Origin of the sequence: Sphingobacterium sp. BIGb0116 (assembly GCF_024808035.1) — a bacterium.
Lineage (GTDB): Bacteria > Bacteroidota > Bacteroidia > Sphingobacteriales > Sphingobacteriaceae > Sphingobacterium > Sphingobacterium paramultivorum.
Genome location: NZ_JANUDT010000001.1, coordinates 362,796 through 380,227, shown reverse-complemented (window position 1 = coordinate 380,227; position 17,432 = coordinate 362,796). Strand labels below are relative to the sequence as shown.

Below are 17,432 nucleotides of genomic sequence, written 5' to 3'. Positions count from 1 at the left end.
ATACCTTTTTATCTTTTATTTGATCGGAATAAAAAACAAAAAAATCCACCTCGGCTACGAGGAATTTTGTAAACCTTGATAGGGTTCATTTGCAAGTGACTATCGGGTACAAAAATAGAAATTTATAATAAAAGACAAAAATATCTTTTATTATTTTTTATCTGTTGTTTGGTCATTACCTGATCGATTGAAAAGGTAATGTTATTATCAGCTCTGGCTATTCTCAAGTTTATAGCGCTGGCTATTCCCAGGTTTTGAGGTTTTTAGGATAAAATGTCCATTCAGGGGTTTTTATAATATCCTGGTCTATATCGTACCAAGGACTAAGCGTGCTGTTGTCCCAATTGTTTAAAATTTGTATTTCTTGGGCTGGCATGTAACTTTGCGCGAGCAGCACGATTGTTTTTCCAGTACTGTCCTTAGCTAGATCAATTACAATGATTGCATGGCCAATGGGTGATCCCTTCTGGATAAAAGTATCTCCAATCTTAACTTCCTGAGTCGTTTTTACGCTGGGGAGCTCATCATGTAACGAAGCTGTATTGGCATAGGCAAACACATATTCCAGGTATTTCCAATAGGTTGGGTAGGAGTAGTCTCCTTTTGCGTAGCTTGTATACGCGCGGGGTTTGCTATCGGAAAGGAAGTTGAATTTGATATCCTTATACCGCTTTTGTTGGTATAAGTAATCTGCCCTGAGCCGCATTACAGCATCGGCGCATTGATGTAAATCGCGCTTTCCTATGTCTAGTTTCACAACACTATTGTAGATGTTATTTCTAGGTTTAATTTTTCCGTTATAATAATGTACCTCCTGGTCGATGGGATATAATGGAAGATTTTCGAGAAAATGTCCAAATTCTTCGACCCGGTAGGTAGGCCTTTTAAAGCCTTCTGGTAACAAAATGCGCGATTTGATCGTCATCCCATCGGGTTTGATAAACTGATTCCCGTCAGGTGCTATTGACTCAGTAGTTGCCGGATTCAAAGTTTTGTTATTAGGTGCAGCAACATTTGGCTGCCCACATCCACTGAAAACCTGACACGAGAGGAGTGGAATGAGTACATATATTGATCTCATATAAAAGTTTCTGAGCTAGTGTATTGCGTTTCATCGAATATACTTAAATTTAGATATAATTCGAAGTGTGAATCATTTGAAAAAATTAAGAAATTTTTAAGCTATTCATCAACTTTTTGGATCATTTTCTGATGTAGCTTAGCCGAAGTTAATAAGAATACGATTATGTCAGGAAAACAGATTTTTCAGACGTCAAGCAAAAAGCGCTGGTACGCTTTTTCATGGATGAGCAGAGCATTGGTGATTGGTTTGATCATTGGTGTTATATGTGTGGTTTATACATTGGGAAAGATTCAGATTCCTCCTTTTCCAACAATTAATACCAACACAGCGTTGACTGAAAAGTCCACCGCCAGATTAAAAAAATCCAAACAATTTAAGGAGTTTACCATTGTAAAATCCGAATTAGAGAAGATTAAACGTGACCGGGAGCTGAAGCATTTGAAACATATTGGTACCAAAGATAGAATCAATATGGGGTTTTATGTCAGTTCTTGGTCTAATGAAGTCCGTGAGCAGTCTCTATCGGATCTACGCCGCAATATTGGTCATTTGGATATGGTTGCTATGGAATCCTTTTTTACTGTGTCTAATCAAGATACAGTAGTGGATAAAGCAGATACTGCTGCACTTAAGGTCATTCATCAATATAAGCGCAAAGCTATCGCACAGATTTCCAATTTCAGTGGTAATGATTTTGACGGGCAGACTGTAAAGGCCATTTTACTTAATCCGGATAAACAACAACGTTTTATAGACGACATTCTTCTCAAAGTAAAGCGCAATGGCTTTGCTGGTATAAATATTGACTTTGAGAATTTACAGTTGGATGATCACAAGCCATTAAACGATTTTATGGCCCATATCTATACCGTATTTCATACGGAGGGCCTGCTTGTCACTCAGGATATCTCACCTGAAAATGATGATTACGATCCCATTGCGTTACAAAAATACAACGACTATATTATTTTGATGGCTTATGATCAGCATTCCATTGAAAGTAATGCCGGCGCCATTTCACATCAGGCATGGGTTGAAAAAAATCTCGATGAACTTTGCAATAAGATCGATGCAGACAAGGTGATTCTGGCTTTGGCCTGTTATGGATATGATTGGCCAAAAGGCAGTGTTGGTAAGACATTGACTTATGATAACGCTGTTATTTTGGCGCATAATTACAATGCTAAGATTACTTTTGATCCCGAATCCGCAAATCTCAACTTTAGCTACAAAGATGGGGCGGGGATGCATCATGACGTTTATTTTACTGATGCTGCAACCTATTTTAATCTTATCCGTAAAGCAGATGACTGGGGGCTGGCCGGTATTGCACTGTGGCGTTTAGGAAGTGAAGATGCCCGTTTATGGTCATTTATTTCACGATCATTGGGTCAAGAAAACTTGAAAAAAGAACCTTTTGACTTTGGAAAGATAAGCCAGATCAATGTCGGGGGTATTCAATATATTGGCGATGGGGAAATTTTGGACTTGGTCAATAGTCCCGCTCCGGGGGAAGTGAAATTCACTTACGACCCATCAACGCTTATGGTTCAGAATCAGGAGTATGTAAAGACGCCAAGTAATTATGTAATCAAACGCTTTGGAGAAAGAGATAATACTGTAGTCCTGACCTTTGATGACGGTCCCGATCCTACGTATACACCAAAAGTATTGGATATCTTAAAAAAGGAACATGTTCCCGGAGCTTTCTTTCTTGTTGGTGTTATGGCTGAGAAAAATATGGATCTGGTTCGGAGAGAATATCAAGAGGGGCATGAACTCGGTAACCATACCTTTTTTCATCCTGATATGTCTACAATAGGCCCAAATCGCGTTAAGTTTGAACTGAATGCCACCCGAAAGATCATCGAATGTATAACCGGTCATAGTACAATTCTTTTCCGGGCTCCTTTTAATGCTGATGCCGAACCACAGACTGTTGCCGAAATTCTGCCTGTTGCTCAGAGCCGGAAAGAGAACTACATCAATATTGGAGAGTACATTGATCCCAACGACTGGTTACCCGGCCGTACGGCAGATGAAATCTATAATGAAGTCATCAAACAACGCGATAATGGGAACATTATTCTATTACATGATGCCGGAGGCAATCGAGAAGCGACTATAGCCGCCTTGCCGCGTATTATTCATTATTTTAAATCTCACGGTTATAAATTTGCGAAGATTGGAGATTTAATGGGAAAAAAACGTGATGAATTGATGCCCCCTGTAGAAAATGCTTCCGATTCGGGATTTAGTGGATCTTCCAACCGCTTGTTCTTAGGAACATTGTTTTACGGTAACATCTTCCTTAACTTGGTTTTTTCCATTGCAATTGTATTGGCAATTTTTAGAACAGCAATGATTGCTTATCTGGCAATCCGACAAAAACAAAAAAGTAAAAAAGAGCGATCTCAATTAGTTGTGGAACCTCTGGAAAAGGTAAGTGTGATCATTCCTGCCTATAATGAGGAAATAACAGTGTTGGCGACGATAAAAAGCCTGTTGAATTTGGATTATCCGAATTATGAATTGATTTTTGTTGATGATGGGTCGAAGGATAAAACTTTTGAGATTGTCAGTAAGGTGTATGGCGATCATCCTAAAGTAAGGTTATTTACAAAACCAAATGGAGGGAAAGCGTCTGCGCTTAACTATGGTATCCAACAATCCGAAGCACAGTTTGTGCTTTGTATCGATGCCGATACACAACTGAAAACAGATGCGTTAAAACAGTTGATGAAATATTTCAATAAACCTCAGGTCGCCGCTGTTGCGGGTAGTGTTAAAGTGGGAAATGTACATAATATATTGACACATTGGCAATCGATCGAATATATCACCTCACAGAATATGGATCGGAGAGCGTTCGATTTGCTCAATATGATATCGGTCGTACCAGGGGCAATTGGCGCCTTTCGTAGATCTGTTATTTTGGAGGTGGGCGGATTTACAACAGATACATTAGCGGAAGATTGTGATTTAACCATGCGTATATTAAGAGCGGGTTATACCGTGCGAAATTCATCTGAAGCAATCGCTTATACGGAAGCGCCCGATACGGTCGGGATGCTCTTCAAGCAACGTTTCCGTTGGAGTTTTGGTGTATTGCAAAGTTTCTGGAAGAATAAACAGACCCTGTTGAATCCCAAATATGGCTATTTTGGCATGGTCGGAATGCCTAATATTCTGATCTTTCAGATCGTTCTCCCTTTATTTGCTCCCCTGGCCGATATCTTTATGTTATTCTCCTTAGTGAGTGGTCTTTTCTCCTTAAGCGAGGTAAATGGTATCAGCTGGACGGGAATTGCGGGATTATTTTCATTGCATAACGGTTTTGGCCAAGTGATGTTTTATTACTTCCTTTTTGTATTCGTAGATATGTTCTTTGCAGGTATTGCCTTTAAAATGGAAGGCGAGAAGCTTAGCAATTTAATTTATTTGTTTCCGCAACGTTTTTTCTGGCGTCAACTGATGTACTTCGTTTTATTCAAGTCTGTCAGAAAAGCCATTAAAGGTGAATTGAATACCTGGGGTACCTTGAAACGGACAGGGGGAGTAAAGCAGGTAACAACAAGTGAATAAGAAGCCGATAACAACAAGTGAATAAAAAGCAGGCACGTGCATGAGCTAAACGATAGCGATCCGCTGTGGTTCTTCCGCGGGGATCACTATCGCCAGCCCGCCAAAAAGTATACCGAGATTTTTAATTGACCTTGAGAATAAGTACTTTCAACAAAAAAAGCAACAATAATGAAGATACTTTCCGCTCAGCAGATAAACAGGATTGATAGTGAAACCCTAAAGGATCAAAAAATCAGTAGTCTAGACCTGATGGAACGAGCTGCAACAGTTGTTTTTGAGGAAATTAAAAGGCTTCATCCCCGATTGGAACACAGTACCTTTTACGTTTTTTGTGGCAAAGGAAACAATGGTGGCGATGGCTTGGTGCTGGCTCGTCTGTTGGATCAACAACAGGCCCAAGTCAAGGTTTATTTAATGGATGTGGAAGATTACTCCGCTGATAATCTTGCCAATCAAAAGCGTTTACCCAATCATATGATTCAAAAAATTGCAGCGGAAGACCAGATTGATATCCCTTCCGATGCAATCGTACTGGATTGCTTGTTTGGTTATGGATTAAAGCGTGTATTAACAGCTGATTGGAACGGTATAATTTCTAGTATAAATGGATGTGGTGCAAGGATCTATTCCGTCGATATGCCTTCTGGACTACTGGCAGATAAAAAGACTGCTGCAGATGTTCCAATTGTAAAGGCAGATTTGGTTTATACCTTTCAGTTCCCCAAGATGGCCTTGCTGCTACCCGAAAACCAATGGTATGTAAAAGACTTCAAGGTATTGGATATCGATCTTAGCCAACGAGCAATTGAAGCGGCAGAAACCAATCTTTTTTATGTCGACGAGCCGCTTGTCAGGTCCTTTTATCGACAACGAAGGAAATTTGATCATAAGGGAACATTTGGTCATACCCTGATTATTGGCGGAAGTAAAGGTAAAATGGGGGCTGTTCAGCTTGCGCTAAAAGCGGCTCTTCGAGCAGGCTGCGGTTTAGCTTCCGCTTATGTGCCTGACGGTGGTAATACCATCTTACAGACCGCCGTGCCAGAAGCGATGGTGTTGACTGATCCTGAACAAGATTTTATTAGCCAATTCCCGGCCATCGATGGCTACCAGTCTGTAGGTATCGGAATCGGTATGGGAACGGAGCAATATACAATTGATGCATTAAAGGTATTTATTTCAAGTATTAATGATACCTCTTTGGTATTAGATGCTGATGCTTTGAATATTCTTGCCCGCGAACCGGATCTCTGGGCTTTTGTTCCAGCGCAGAGTATATTGACTCCACATCCCAAAGAACTTAGCCGGATATTGGGTGCTTGGCAAGATGATTTTGAAAAGATTGAGAAAGTGAAAGTCTTTGCGCGTAAACATCAGTTTTACGTGTTAATAAAAGGGGCCAATAGTGCGATGGTTATGCCTGATGGGCAGGTGTATTTCAATAGTACAGGCAATGTGGGAATGGCGACGGGGGGCAGTGGCGATATCCTGACGGGGATAATCACCTCCTTGCTTGGACAGGGCTATTCTTCCAAAGAGGCTTTAATTATGGGGGTATATATCCATGGGCGCGCGGCAGATATTGCAGTTAAGACGATCGGCACCTATTCATTGTTACCTTCGGATACCATTAATCATCTTTCCGACGCATTTATCTCTTTAGAAAAAGGATTATGATAGATTGGTACATTGAACAAGTCTTTGCTGCTCGGACGTGGAAGCTTCGAAAAGAGGTTTTCTCTCCCGAAGGTAAGCTGGCTGAAGTGATGTTGGATGGCGATTTTGAAGCTACACATTTTGCGGCCTACGATGGAAACGAAGTGGTAGGCGTGCTGAGCCTGATTAGTTCAGTTGATGCTTATATAATCCATTTCCTTGCCGTTGCCCCAGATCTAAGAATGAAAGGAATAGGGACCGCATTATTGCGTTATGCACGGCTTTTTGTCCATACATTTGCTGGTAAATATCTTCTTGCAAATGTGACCGGCGACCAGCAACATTTTTGGACAAGTAATGGATTTGTTCTTCTAAAACAGCATGAAGACACCGTAACCTATTCATTATCTATAACAGATGATCCTATACATTAACTGTAAGTGGGAAGATAGTGTAAGCGGGAAGATAGATCCTTTTCCCCATAAATGTGACCTATGTTATCCCTTGTGACCTGTGTTATCCCTACAGATTTTCAGCGTAGGTGATCCGATCCGCTTCGGTAATGTTACGTATCACCCGGCAAGGATTGCCTGCAGCTACGACATCCGCTGGTATATCTTTTGTGACGACCGATCCAGAACCAATGACCGAATTTTTTCCGATTCGCACGCCAGGGTTGACGACAACATGTCCACCGATCCAAACATTATCTTCGATAATGATAGGCAAAGCAAATTCCCAACCTTGATTTCTTGCTTCAAAATGGAGTGGATGACCAGCTGTAAAGAGGCTTACATTGGGCCCAAATAATACATTGTCACCTATGGTAACCGGCGCGCCGTCTAAAATCGTACAATTATAGTTGCTGTAAAAGTTCTCACCAATAGCAATATTATAACCATAATCGCAACGAAAAGGAGGTTCAAGAAAGAATCGAGTTCCGGTCGCTTTAAACAGTTTTTGAATGATCTGTTTTCTGAATTTCAGTTGTTTAGGCTCCGAATCGTTAAATCGCTTCAGTTCTTCTTTTGCGTGTTGTCTTTCCTTAAATAATTGCCCCTCCGAATCGATATAGGGAAGTCCGGCAATCATTTTTTCCTTTGCTGATTTCATTCAATGCCCGTTTTTCTGTAACAAACTTAGATAAATTGATTTTTAAAAGCAATAGCAATCTACGTGTTGTGAATCTAGGATATTGAGCGCTCTTATTTCGCATAGTCAAGCCCCTGTTTTCTACTAAGCATAACCAATGGATACCCTGTTTTCCATCAAATTGTCCTGTTTTCAACAAATGGATAGCTTTCCAGCGCCGGGTTTTATAGTACCTACTGATTCCCACAAGGTGTCGTTAAACCTATCTCCGATTTAATTCATACAGTTGTGACAAACAATTTTCGTTCGAAACGCATTTAGATAGTGGAGCACACGATGCTATTGCCTTTGTCCGGGCTATATTCAAAATATTATTCCAATGAAGATCGCTTATATAAGTACCTACTTGCCCAAAGAATGTGGAATTGCCACTTTTACATCAGATTTGTTGCATGCTGTAGCACTGCATAATCAGGAGCTGACACAACATGTGTTTGCGGTCGCGGATCGGGACTATGTTTATCCCAGTGAGGTCGTGTTTAAAATAGACCAACATCATCAATTGTCCTATATTGAAGCCGCAAATTATATTAATGAAAACGGGTACGACTGTGTCATACTCGAACACGAATATGGCATATTTGGCGGAAACAGTGGAACATATATATTGTCCTTGATTAACGCGTTACATATTCCCTTGCTGGTAAATTTTCACACCATTCTTGAGAAGCCCAATGTTGATGAAAAGGCCATTCTTATTGAAATTGTTAAGCGAGCATCCATTGTGATCGTTATGAGCAATTATGCAATCACTTTACTCAAATCGATTTATCGGGTAAATACCTCTAAAGTGAGATTGATTCAGCACGGGGTTCCAGAGTTTACTTTGGATCATGAGCTTGCAAAACTAAAGAAGGGTCTTTCTGGAAAGAAAGTTTTATTGACTTTCGGTTTTTTGGGGCGAAACAAGGGAATTGAAATGGTGATCGAAGCTCTCCCCGAGGTCGTCAAGGATGAACCGGACCTGTTGTACCTCGTTGTTGGTAAAACGCATCCCAATGTATTGGCGCATTCCGGGGAGGAGTACCGGGAATACCTGGGCAGTCTAGTCGAAGCTTATCAGTTGCAGGAACACGTACAATTTGTTAATTCCTTTGTGAGCCAGGCCGATCTTGTGGATTATCTAAGCGCCTGCGACGTTTATGTTACACCTTATGTTAATGAGGCACAGATCACAAGTGGAACATTATCTTACGCCATCGGTGCCGGAGCTGCGGTGGTTTCCACTCCTTATTGGCATGCCAAGGAATTGCTAGCTGATGGAAGGGGTGTACTCGTAGAATTTAAAAATTCCAGCAAGATGGCCGAGGTGCTCAAAAATTTGTTTTCAAATTTGGACTATCGAACAACATTGCGGGACAATGCCAGCGCATTTGGGAAAGAGATGACCTGGAAAAATATAGGCCTCCGGTACACACGAATTTTAGATAAAATTATTCCTACCTACGATAGCCTCAAAGAAAATGTCGGATTTAGCAAAGAGGAAATGCCTAAATTCAGCTGGAAGCATATCGACAGACTGACCAATCAGGTCGGTATCTTACAGCATGCAACCTATTCTCTCCCGAACTACAAAGAGGGCTATTGTCTTGACGATAATGCAAGAGCGCTTTTAGTTACTTTATTGGCGCAGCAAGATTTTGCTGACAAAAGGCTCGACCGTCGTATTTCGACCTACCTGAGCTATATCTATTATCATCAGCGCGAAGACGGCCTTTTTCACAATTTTATGAATTTCCAACATAGTTTCCTCGATGAAGTCGGTTCGGAAGATTCCTTTGGACGGACGATATGGGCATTGGGGCTGCTTCTTCGGGAGACAAAACTAACAAGTTATTATCAATTGGGACATGAGCTTTTCTTTCGGGCTGTTCCAAATTTTGGCAAGTTGCGTTCCAACCGGGCGGTTGCATACACTGTATTGGGAATTGCGGAATATTTGCATCATCAATCCAATGACGAGCTGATGATAGAGTTGATGCGGACACTTATCAGCAAACTGGTAAAGGAATACGAGGCAAGTTCAGATGAACATTGGCAATGGTTTGAAGGGGTACTGAGTTATGATAACGCAATTTTACCTTATGCCTTATTGATGGCTTATCCTTTTTTGAACGATGAAACAATAAAACAGTTGGGACTATCGACTTTAAAGTTTCTCGAAAGTATCACTGTCCAAAACGGTGCGCTCTCATTGGTCGGAAACCAAGAATGGGCCAAGCAAGGAAAGCATATCAGCAAGTTTGGTCAGCAGCCACTTGATGTCACGGCAATGGTATTTATGTATCGTGAAGCTTTTCGACTGACGAATAAAAAGGTCTATTTTACCCGTATGATTGCTTCCTTTCGCTGGTTTTTGGGCGAGAATGACCTTCGGCTCGCTTTGTATGACGAGGAAACCAAAGGTTGCTGTGATGGGCTCGAGTCCTATGGCATCAATAGAAACCAAGGGGCGGAGAGCACCCTTTGTTTCTATTTGGCTTATATCGTAGTTTATCGTGCTTTTATTGATAACGATCAGGATTCAAGATAGCGAGCAACAAATCTTCGAGCTTGATGGTTGCATAAGTTGATGCATAATCGGACATCGCATAAGGTAAAATCAGGTGTTCGTTGTGTACAATGGCTCCGCAGGAATAAATGACATTTGGTACATAGCCTTCTCGCTCTTCGTCATTGGGTGTCATCAGTGGGCTGTGTAGACGTCCAATTTCGACATGCGGGTTGTCCAAGTCCAAAAGAGCCGCGCCTAGGACATATTCACGCATTGGTCCAACGGCATGGGTTAAAATCAGCCAGCCGTATTGTGTTTCTATCGGCGAACCGCAATTGCCAATCTGAACAAATTCATACGGATATTCTGGCTGCTGAATCCGGATTGCGGTTTCCTGCCATATATTGATATTATTAGAGTAGGCGATGTAGTTGTTCTCACCATCAATCCGGCAGAGCATGGCATAACGTCCATTTATTTTACGTGGAAATAGTGCCGCCCCCTTATTGGCAATTTCACCATAAATAGGTTTCACTTTAAAATGGTAAAAATCTTTTGTGGTGAGTAATTTCGGGAGGATGCTGAATCCGTCGTAAGCGGTGTATGTTGCATAGTACGTGCTCTCACCTTTTTCGGTTCGGAACTGGACGAAGCGAGCGTCTTCAATTCCTCTTTTTTCTGTGTCGGCGATAGGAAATATGACACGTTCCGAAATGGAAGTATCCAGGGAGAAAGTCATTTCATAATGTGAAGATGCAAGCCAGAGGGCCTGTTGCAGAAATGTAATATTTTCCAGATTATCGTCACTATCGCGTCGCACTTCATCGATGTACCGTTTGAGTTCTTCGTAGGTAAATGTTTCTGTTAGCTTTTCCTCTAGTTTTGACTTGACTTCCGTTGGTTCGGCATGTAGCTCATTCATTTTCTTTAAGAACGATTCCTTGTGATAACGGTGATTTTTGACTTGTATGGGCTTATCCAATAAACTGCCAACATAATCGATATGTATATTATTGTCGACATCAAGTGTGCCTGATCGAAAAACGATTGAAGAGACATGGCCTTCTCCTGTAGCCCTGAAACTCAAAATAACCCGTTTTTCACCTTTGAATAACTCTGTCTGGTCCGGATGTTCGATAATGGAGGGATTAAATAATGCCGCTGACTCAATCGAATATTCCATGGTGAAGTAGGATCCGATCAGTAGCTTGTCAATTTGACTTAGCTTTTCCTTTGGAAATGGAATCTTCTCCAATAAGTGGCTTATTCGGTCAAAATTACGTTCAAATATATGGACAATGCTACGATGTCTTTTTGTATAGCTTCGCAGGACCTGTCCAAATACCTCTTTCCGTTCCAATTCGTTAAGCGATAGAAGGCGTTTGATAACTTTTATCGTGCGGTCATCTCCCAACGAAAAAAAACGTGCTAAAACTCTCTTTTTATCAGGTTTAAAGTAGATATCCTTCCGTTCAACTTGTACTGGTCTATGCATAATGATATGTTGATGTTTATACCCTGTATTAGAACGAACAGTGATTGGCTTTTGTTTTTATTCTAAGCCAATAATCACCGGATATCTAATAAAAATGGAGTAACTTTGACCAAGGAAAAATTTTAGATATGATTGAAAATAGTTTAGAACCAAAAGCAATTTGGAAAAATTTCTCTGCATTGAATGCGGTCCCGAGAGCTTCTAAAAAAGAAGAGCGCGTGATTGCCTTTATGGTAGACTTTGGTAAATCCTTGGGTTTAGAAACAAGCGTTGATGAGATTGGTAATGTGCTCATCAAAAAATCCGCTACTCCGGGAATGGAGGACCGTAAAACGATTGTATTGCAGTCGCATTTGGATATGGTTCACCAGAAAAATAACGATACTGTTTTTGACTTCGATAATGAAGGTATTAAGATGTACGTTGATGGTGATTGGATAAAAGCAGAAGGTACCACTTTGGGTGCAGATAATGGTCTTGGCGTTGCGACAATCATGTCGATTTTGGAATCATCCATTATTGAACACCCTGCCATTGAAGCTTTGTTTACGATTGATGAAGAGACAGGCATGACGGGAGCTTTAGGTTTAAAAGGCGGTGTGCTTTCGGGCGAAATCTTGCTCAATCTGGATACAGAGAATGATACTGAAATCGATATTGGCTGTGCCGGGGGCATTGATGTGACGGCAACGCAGTCCTACGTTGCAGAGCCTTGTCCTTTTGATACGTTATCTTTTGAAATTACAGTAAAAGGACTACATGGGGGGCATTCTGGTATGGACATTCATAAAGGTTTTGCCAATGCCAATAAAGTAATGAACCGTTTGTTATTTGGCTCCAATGCACATTATGGATTGCGTATTGCTTCTTTATTGGGCGGAAGTCTACGCAATGCAATTCCGAGAGAAAGTGTTGCAAAGGTGGTAATCATTAAGGATAAAGCAACTGACTTTGTTCAGAATTTGACACAGTTGGCTCAGGATATTAAATTGGAATTTGCAACGACAGAACCGGCTATGGAAATTGTCGTGAAGCAAACTGATGCTGCTTATGCAACAGTAGTTCCAGTAAACGTGCAGGAAAACCTGATCAACAGCGTTTATGCGGCTTTAAATGGTGTATATCGTGTGAGTGCCGATTTCGAAGACTTGGTAGAAACCTCCAATAATATTGCTAAAGTAGAAGTAGGCGGGGAAAAGGTTTCCATCAAATGTCTAACCAGATCTTCTGTTGAAACGTCTAAATTTGATTTAGCCCAATCTTTAAAAGCTGCATTTGAACTGGGTGGTTTTACCGTCGGTTTTTCGGGCAATTATCCAGGATGGGCACCTAATCCGAATTCTGAGATTTTAGAAGTGCTCAAATCAATTTATACGAGACAACATGGTGAAGCTCCAGAAGTCGTGGCTTGCCATGCCGGACTTGAGTGCGGTATCTTGGGAACAAACTATCCCGAAATGGATATGATTTCTTTTGGACCAACAATCTTAGGTGCACATTCGCCTGCAGAGCGTGTCTCCATTTCTTCGGTACAGAAGTTTTGGAGTTTTGTGCTCGAAATTCTCAAAGAGATCCCTAAAAAATAAATTTTCAACAAGGGCCTATTGCTGGTTTTTTTTTTTTTGACGATAGGTCATGAAAGCAAAAAGAGATAGGTCACGGAAACAGAAAGGTATGGTGTAAGCCATACCTTTTTTATTTTCATTAATTTTTCATTTTCCTTGCAAAAAATGAAAAATAACCTTACTTTCAGGATGAAAAAATGATTTAATAGACCAAATTTTATACAAGCTCTCAAATTGAGGGAAAACCTAATAGTGATATAATGATCATAATCCTCATTGTAATCAGCATTTGTTTGCTTATCCTTTGCATAACTTATTTTAAGATCAATGCCTTTCTCGCTTTTTTAGTTGTTTCCTTACTCAGTGGACTTTGTTTGGGTATTCCACCGGCACAGTTGGTGGGGACAGTTGAAAAGGGCGTTGCGGGAGTTATGGGGAGCCTGACTTTAATTATTGTATTGGGCGCAATGTTGGGGAAAATTGTAGCTGAAAGTGGGGCCGCCGAGATAATTGCTGAGCAAATGGTCCGCCTGATGGGAGAGAAATACCTTCAGTGGGGGCTTATGTTGACGGGTTTTATCGTTGGAATACCGCTATTTTATGGAATCGGATTTGTCTTATTAGTTCCCTTGATATTTTCGATTTCCTACCGCTATAAGTTGCCGACAGTATATATTGGATTACCGATGCTGGCAGCCCTGTCTGTGACACATGGCTTTATTCCGCCGCATCCTTCCCCAGTTGCATTAGTTGCCCTGTTTCACGCTGATATGGGACTGACACTTATATATGGTCTTTTGATCGCCATACCTGCTATTATTTTGGGTGGGCCAATTTTTGGAAGAAGCCTCAAAAATATACGTGCAAGTCAGGAATCAATTTTTCGAGAGAAAGATCGCTCAGAATCAGCGCAGTATCCGCGCCCGACAGTGGGGGTAAGTTTGGCTGTTGCTTTGCTGCCGGTATTGCTCATTGTTTTATTTACACTGCTTCCTTATTGCTATCATACAACCAATATAGCGCTGCAGGAGGGAGTTAAGTTTATCGGCAACCCTACCGTTGTTATGGTTATTGCGGTCGGTGTAGCAACCTATTTATTAGGATTGAAATTGGGACGATCGATGACCAATGTGATGACAATCTATGAGTCTGCGGTGAAAGATATTGCCATGATTCTATTGATTATTGCTGGCTCGGGAATCTTTAAACAAGTGATGGAGGACAGTGGAGTCAGTCTGTTATTGGCCAATACCCTGCAACAGCTCCCCATTTCACCTTTACTGTTGGCTTGGTTAATTACAGCTGTTATCAGAGGTTGTGTCGGCTCGGCCACAGTAGCCGCCTTGACAGCCGCTGGTGTTCTGCTACCTATTGTTACAGGGGGAAAAGCGGATCCCAACCTTATGGTATTGGCGATAGGAGCCGGAAGTCTGATGTTTTCCCATGTCAATGATGCCGGATTTTGGCTATTTAAAGAGTACTTTGGCCTAAGCGTAAAGGATACGTTATTTTCATGGTCGATCATGGAGGCGATTGTTTCCATTGTTGGGCTCCTTGCTGTTTTACTATTGCAATTAATTTTATATTAGCTATTATTTTAAACTTTAAAATCGTTAAAGATGTACAACGCAGACGAACAATTCGAAAAATTAGGTTTGACATTACCTCCGGCACCGGCACCTAAAGGTGTCTATAAACCATACGTTATTGACGGCAAGTATCTGTATCTTTCTGGTCATGGTCCAGTACAAGATGATGCTGCATTAATTATCGGTCGCATTGGAAGTGATATCAGTCCTGAAGAAGGCAAACTTGCAGCGAGACAAGTTGGCCTAACCATGTTGTCGACCATTAAAACCAACTTGGGCTCATTGAACAAAATCAAGCGTGTGATCAAGGTATTGGGTATGGTCAACTGTACCTCGGATTTTCTTTATCATCCAGGCGTAATTAACGGCTGTAGTGAGCTATTCGCTGCGGTTTGGGGAGAAGAGAATGGTATTGGAACACGTAGTGCAGTTGGATTTGGTTCTTTGCCCGATAATATTCCCGTAGAAATCGAAGCATTATTTGAGTTATACTAATCTGAATTGTATGGAAACTTGGTGCCATATACATGATGTCGATCAGGTCGATTCGCCAGCCTTGCTGGTCTATCCTGATCGCATTGTCAAGAACATAGACCGCGCTTTACATATTGTGCATGGGCGGGCTGATCGATTGCGGCCGCATATCAAAACGAACAAGTGTCGGGAAGTATGCCAACTGATGATGGATAGGGGGATTACAAAGTTTAAGTGTGCAACCATTGCAGAAGCTGAACTATTGGGTATTATCGGTGCAAAAGATGTTTTGCTGGCATACCAGCCCGTAGGGCCAAAGATAGATCGTTTTTTGAATCTTGTAGCCGCCTTTCCCGAGACACATTTTGCCTGTCTTGTGGATCATGTCGATGCAGCACAGGAGATTTCAAAGCGAAGCTTGTCGAAAGGCTTACACAGCGCTGTTTATCTGGATGTTAATATTGGCATGGGCCGTACAGGAGTACCTTTAGAAGGGATTGAGCGTCTCGTTATGGATATCCATCTTTTGGAAGGTGTTCAGTTGGTAGGTGTGCATGGTTATGACGGTCATATTCATGACAAGGATTATAAACTTCGCGAAAAGCAATCCCAACATTCATATGGTATACTCGAAACGGCCTACCTTATGGCGCAGGTGTCCACTTCTAAACCTTTGACTAAAGTTATTGGCGGTTCGCCAAGTTTCACTTTTCATGCCGAACGCAGCGATGTAGAATGCAGTCCCGGAACGTTTGTGTTTTGGGATTTTGGCTATGCCGAAAATTACGCAGAACAGGATTTTATACTTGCGGCGGTACTTTTGACGCGTGTCGTTTCTATCGTTGATCACAAGCACCTTTGTTTGGACCTGGGGTATAAATCAGTTGCATGTGAATCGCCGCAGCCTCGCGTCAAGTTTTTCGATTCCCGTATTGGCGAAATAAAAATGCAGAGTGAAGAACATTTGGTGGTTGAAGTTTCCAATACTGCACAATTTAATATCGGCGATGCCCTTTATGCCGTGCCAAGGCATATCTGCCCGACAGTAGCTTGTTATGGCGAACTTCAAGTTGTCAATGAACGGCAGGCAGATCAAATTTGGACTGTTTATGCGCGAAATAAAAAAATAAATTATTGATATGTACGAATTTGAAATGCCATTTTTGGTCGATGCACATTTGGATTTGAGTATGAATGCCATGGAATGGAATCGGGATCTTCGATTGCCGATTACTGAACTGAACCGTAGGGAAAAGGGGATGGATGACAAACCCGATCGTGCTAAGGCAACAGTCACTTTTGACGAATTGCGTCGTGGTCATATTGGTTTGGTTGTTGCCACTCAAATCGCCCGTTTCGTAAAACCCGATAGCCCATTACCAGGCTGGTACTCACCGGAACAGGCATGGGCGCAAACACAGGGACAGCTTGCATGGTATAAAGCAATGGAAGCCGATGGACAAATGAAAATGATCTGTACAAAAACTGATCTGGACCAACATTTGGCGCTTTGGTCGGATGGCGGCGATCATGCCGATAAGCCAATCGGGTACCTGCTGAGTCTGGAAGGTGCCGATTCCATTGTAGATATCAGCTATCTCGAAACAGCCTATAACTATGGTTTAAGAGCGATTGGACCAGCACATTACGGGCCAGGTAGATATGCCAATGGAACAGATTCGTCTGGCAAGCTTAATGAGCAGGGAATAAGGTTGTTGCAGGAAATGGAGCGATTGGGGATGATATTGGACGCGACACACCTAAATGATGATGCTTTTTGGGATGCTGTACAACGTTATCAGGGTGCGATTTGGGCCAGTCATAATAATTGCCGCAAGTTTGTGGACCATAATAGGCAGTTCAGTGATGAAATGATTAAGACACTTGTGAAGAAAAAAGCGGTGATCGGTGTAGCGCTCGATGCTTGGATGATGGTACCGAATTGGGTACGAGGTGTATCCGACCCTAAAACAAGCAATTGCTCCATGGAAATCATGGCCAACAATATTGATCATATTTGTCAATTGGCAGGAAATGTCGATCATGTTGGCGTGGGGAGCGATTTAGACGGAGCATTTGGCCGTGAGCAGTGTCCTTATGATCTGGAAACCATTGCCGATATCCAAAAAGTATTTGGTATCCTGTCAAAAAGAGGGTATGATAACACCGATCTTGAAAAGATTGCCAGCAAGAACTGGCTTAATTTTATGCGAAATGCATTGCCCGAATCTTAAGAAAAGAAATCTTAAGAAAAGAAATGGAGACATACTTGAGCACAAATAGGTCAATAACCTACGCAGATGATAGCATGTCTTGAAGAGCAAATAGTTAACAATAG

Annotated in this window: 12 protein-coding genes; 9 read left to right on the top strand and 3 right to left on the bottom strand. The window is 41.6% G+C overall.

The features are described from left to right. Positions 1 to 241 precede the first annotated feature (241 nt). Positions 242 to 1,081 carry a DUF4846 domain-containing protein gene (locus M2419_RS01750; protein ID WP_259254111.1) on the bottom strand — a complete coding sequence of 280 codons (840 nt, stop codon included), beginning with the start codon at positions 1,079 to 1,081 and terminating at the stop codon, positions 242 to 244. A gap of 165 nt (positions 1,082 to 1,246) precedes the next feature. Here M2419_RS01750 and M2419_RS01745 point away from each other — a divergent pair, with 165 nt between their 5' ends. The 3 genes from M2419_RS01745 (at position 1,247) to M2419_RS01735 (ending at position 6,759) form a co-directional block, all read left to right on the top strand. Then, complete coding sequence (locus M2419_RS01745) at positions 1,247 to 4,669, top strand: glycosyltransferase (protein WP_259254110.1); 3,423 nt, start codon at positions 1,247 to 1,249, stop codon at positions 4,667 to 4,669. Between the two features lie 168 nt (positions 4,670 to 4,837). Further along, positions 4,838 to 6,346, top strand: a complete 1,509-nt coding sequence (locus M2419_RS01740) for an NAD(P)H-hydrate dehydratase (RefSeq protein ID WP_259254109.1) — start codon at positions 4,838 to 4,840, stop codon at positions 6,344 to 6,346. After that, positions 6,343 to 6,759: a GNAT family N-acetyltransferase gene (locus M2419_RS01735; RefSeq protein WP_182331264.1), complete on the top strand. Its 417-nt coding sequence runs from the start codon at positions 6,343 to 6,345 to the stop codon at positions 6,757 to 6,759. Before M2419_RS01740 ends, M2419_RS01735 begins: the two co-directional genes overlap by 4 nt. Before the next feature lie 88 nt (positions 6,760 to 6,847). Here M2419_RS01735 and M2419_RS01730 read toward each other — a convergent pair whose 3' ends face one another. Further along, positions 6,848 to 7,438 (bottom strand): sugar O-acetyltransferase, encoded by a 591-nt coding sequence (locus M2419_RS01730; protein WP_259254107.1) that lies wholly within the window; start codon positions 7,436 to 7,438, stop codon positions 6,848 to 6,850. Between the two features lie 358 nt (positions 7,439 to 7,796). On the opposite strand from M2419_RS01730, the gene M2419_RS01725 reads away from it, so the two are divergent. Beyond that, complete coding sequence (locus M2419_RS01725) at positions 7,797 to 10,010, top strand: glycosyltransferase family 4 protein (protein ID WP_259254104.1); 2,214 nt, start codon at positions 7,797 to 7,799, stop codon at positions 10,008 to 10,010. Here M2419_RS01725 and M2419_RS01720 read toward each other — a convergent pair. Next, positions 9,982 to 11,466, bottom strand: coding sequence for a glycoside hydrolase family 130 protein (locus M2419_RS01720; protein WP_120332681.1), 1,485 nt, complete (start codon positions 11,464 to 11,466; stop codon positions 9,982 to 9,984). The genes M2419_RS01725 and M2419_RS01720 overlap by 29 nt on opposite strands. Positions 11,467 to 11,594: 128 nt before the next feature. Between M2419_RS01720 and M2419_RS01715 the strand changes: the two genes are divergently transcribed. The 5 genes from M2419_RS01715 to M2419_RS01695 all read left to right on the top strand — a co-directional run bounded on the left by M2419_RS01715 (position 11,595) and on the right by M2419_RS01695 (position 17,328). Beyond that, positions 11,595 to 13,052 carry an aminoacyl-histidine dipeptidase gene (locus M2419_RS01715; protein ID WP_182331268.1) on the top strand — a complete coding sequence of 486 codons (1,458 nt, stop codon included), beginning with the start codon at positions 11,595 to 11,597 and terminating at the stop codon, positions 13,050 to 13,052. A 239-nt stretch (positions 13,053 to 13,291) separates the two neighbouring features. Next, complete coding sequence (locus M2419_RS01710; RefSeq protein WP_182331270.1) at positions 13,292 to 14,620, top strand: gluconate:H+ symporter; 1,329 nt, start codon at positions 13,292 to 13,294, stop codon at positions 14,618 to 14,620. Positions 14,621 to 14,650: 30 nt separating this feature from the next. After that, the gene (locus tag M2419_RS01705; RefSeq protein ID WP_075993294.1) at positions 14,651 to 15,115 is read left to right on the top strand and encodes a RidA family protein; all 465 of its coding nucleotides are present in this window, start codon (positions 14,651 to 14,653) and stop codon (positions 15,113 to 15,115) included. Between the two features lie 10 nt (positions 15,116 to 15,125). After that, entirely contained in the window at positions 15,126 to 16,232 is a 1,107-nt protein-coding gene (locus M2419_RS01700; protein ID WP_259254103.1) for a D-TA family PLP-dependent enzyme, read from the top strand. Position 16,233: 1 nt separating this feature from the next. Further along, positions 16,234 to 17,328 carry a dipeptidase gene (locus M2419_RS01695; protein WP_227550203.1) on the top strand — a complete coding sequence of 365 codons (1,095 nt, stop codon included), beginning with the start codon at positions 16,234 to 16,236 and terminating at the stop codon, positions 17,326 to 17,328. The last annotated feature ends 104 nt before the right edge of the window (positions 17,329 to 17,432 follow it).

What these genes read in the sequence shown, in the direction of transcription:
- M2419_RS01750 (WP_259254111.1), bottom strand. Translation starts at nt 1,081, where the DNA reads ATGAGATCAATATATGTACTCATTCCACTCCTCTCGTGTCAGGTTTTC.
- M2419_RS01745 (WP_259254110.1), top strand. Translation starts at nt 1,247, where the DNA reads ATGTCAGGAAAACAGATTTTTCAGACGTCAAGCAAAAAGCGCTGGTAC.
- M2419_RS01740 (WP_259254109.1), top strand. Translation starts at nt 4,838, where the DNA reads ATGAAGATACTTTCCGCTCAGCAGATAAACAGGATTGATAGTGAAACC.
- M2419_RS01735 (WP_182331264.1), top strand. Translation starts at nt 6,343, where the DNA reads ATGATAGATTGGTACATTGAACAAGTCTTTGCTGCTCGGACGTGGAAG.
- M2419_RS01730 (WP_259254107.1), bottom strand. Translation starts at nt 7,438, where the DNA reads ATGAAATCAGCAAAGGAAAAAATGATTGCCGGACTTCCCTATATCGAT.
- M2419_RS01725 (WP_259254104.1), top strand. Translation starts at nt 7,797, where the DNA reads ATGAAGATCGCTTATATAAGTACCTACTTGCCCAAAGAATGTGGAATT.
- M2419_RS01720 (WP_120332681.1), bottom strand. Translation starts at nt 11,466, where the DNA reads ATGCATAGACCAGTACAAGTTGAACGGAAGGATATCTACTTTAAACCT.
- M2419_RS01715 (WP_182331268.1), top strand. Translation starts at nt 11,595, where the DNA reads ATGATTGAAAATAGTTTAGAACCAAAAGCAATTTGGAAAAATTTCTCT.
- M2419_RS01710 (WP_182331270.1), top strand. Translation starts at nt 13,292, where the DNA reads ATGATCATAATCCTCATTGTAATCAGCATTTGTTTGCTTATCCTTTGC.
- M2419_RS01705 (WP_075993294.1), top strand. Translation starts at nt 14,651, where the DNA reads ATGTACAACGCAGACGAACAATTCGAAAAATTAGGTTTGACATTACCT.
- M2419_RS01700 (WP_259254103.1), top strand. Translation starts at nt 15,126, where the DNA reads ATGGAAACTTGGTGCCATATACATGATGTCGATCAGGTCGATTCGCCA.
- M2419_RS01695 (WP_227550203.1), top strand. Translation starts at nt 16,234, where the DNA reads ATGTACGAATTTGAAATGCCATTTTTGGTCGATGCACATTTGGATTTG.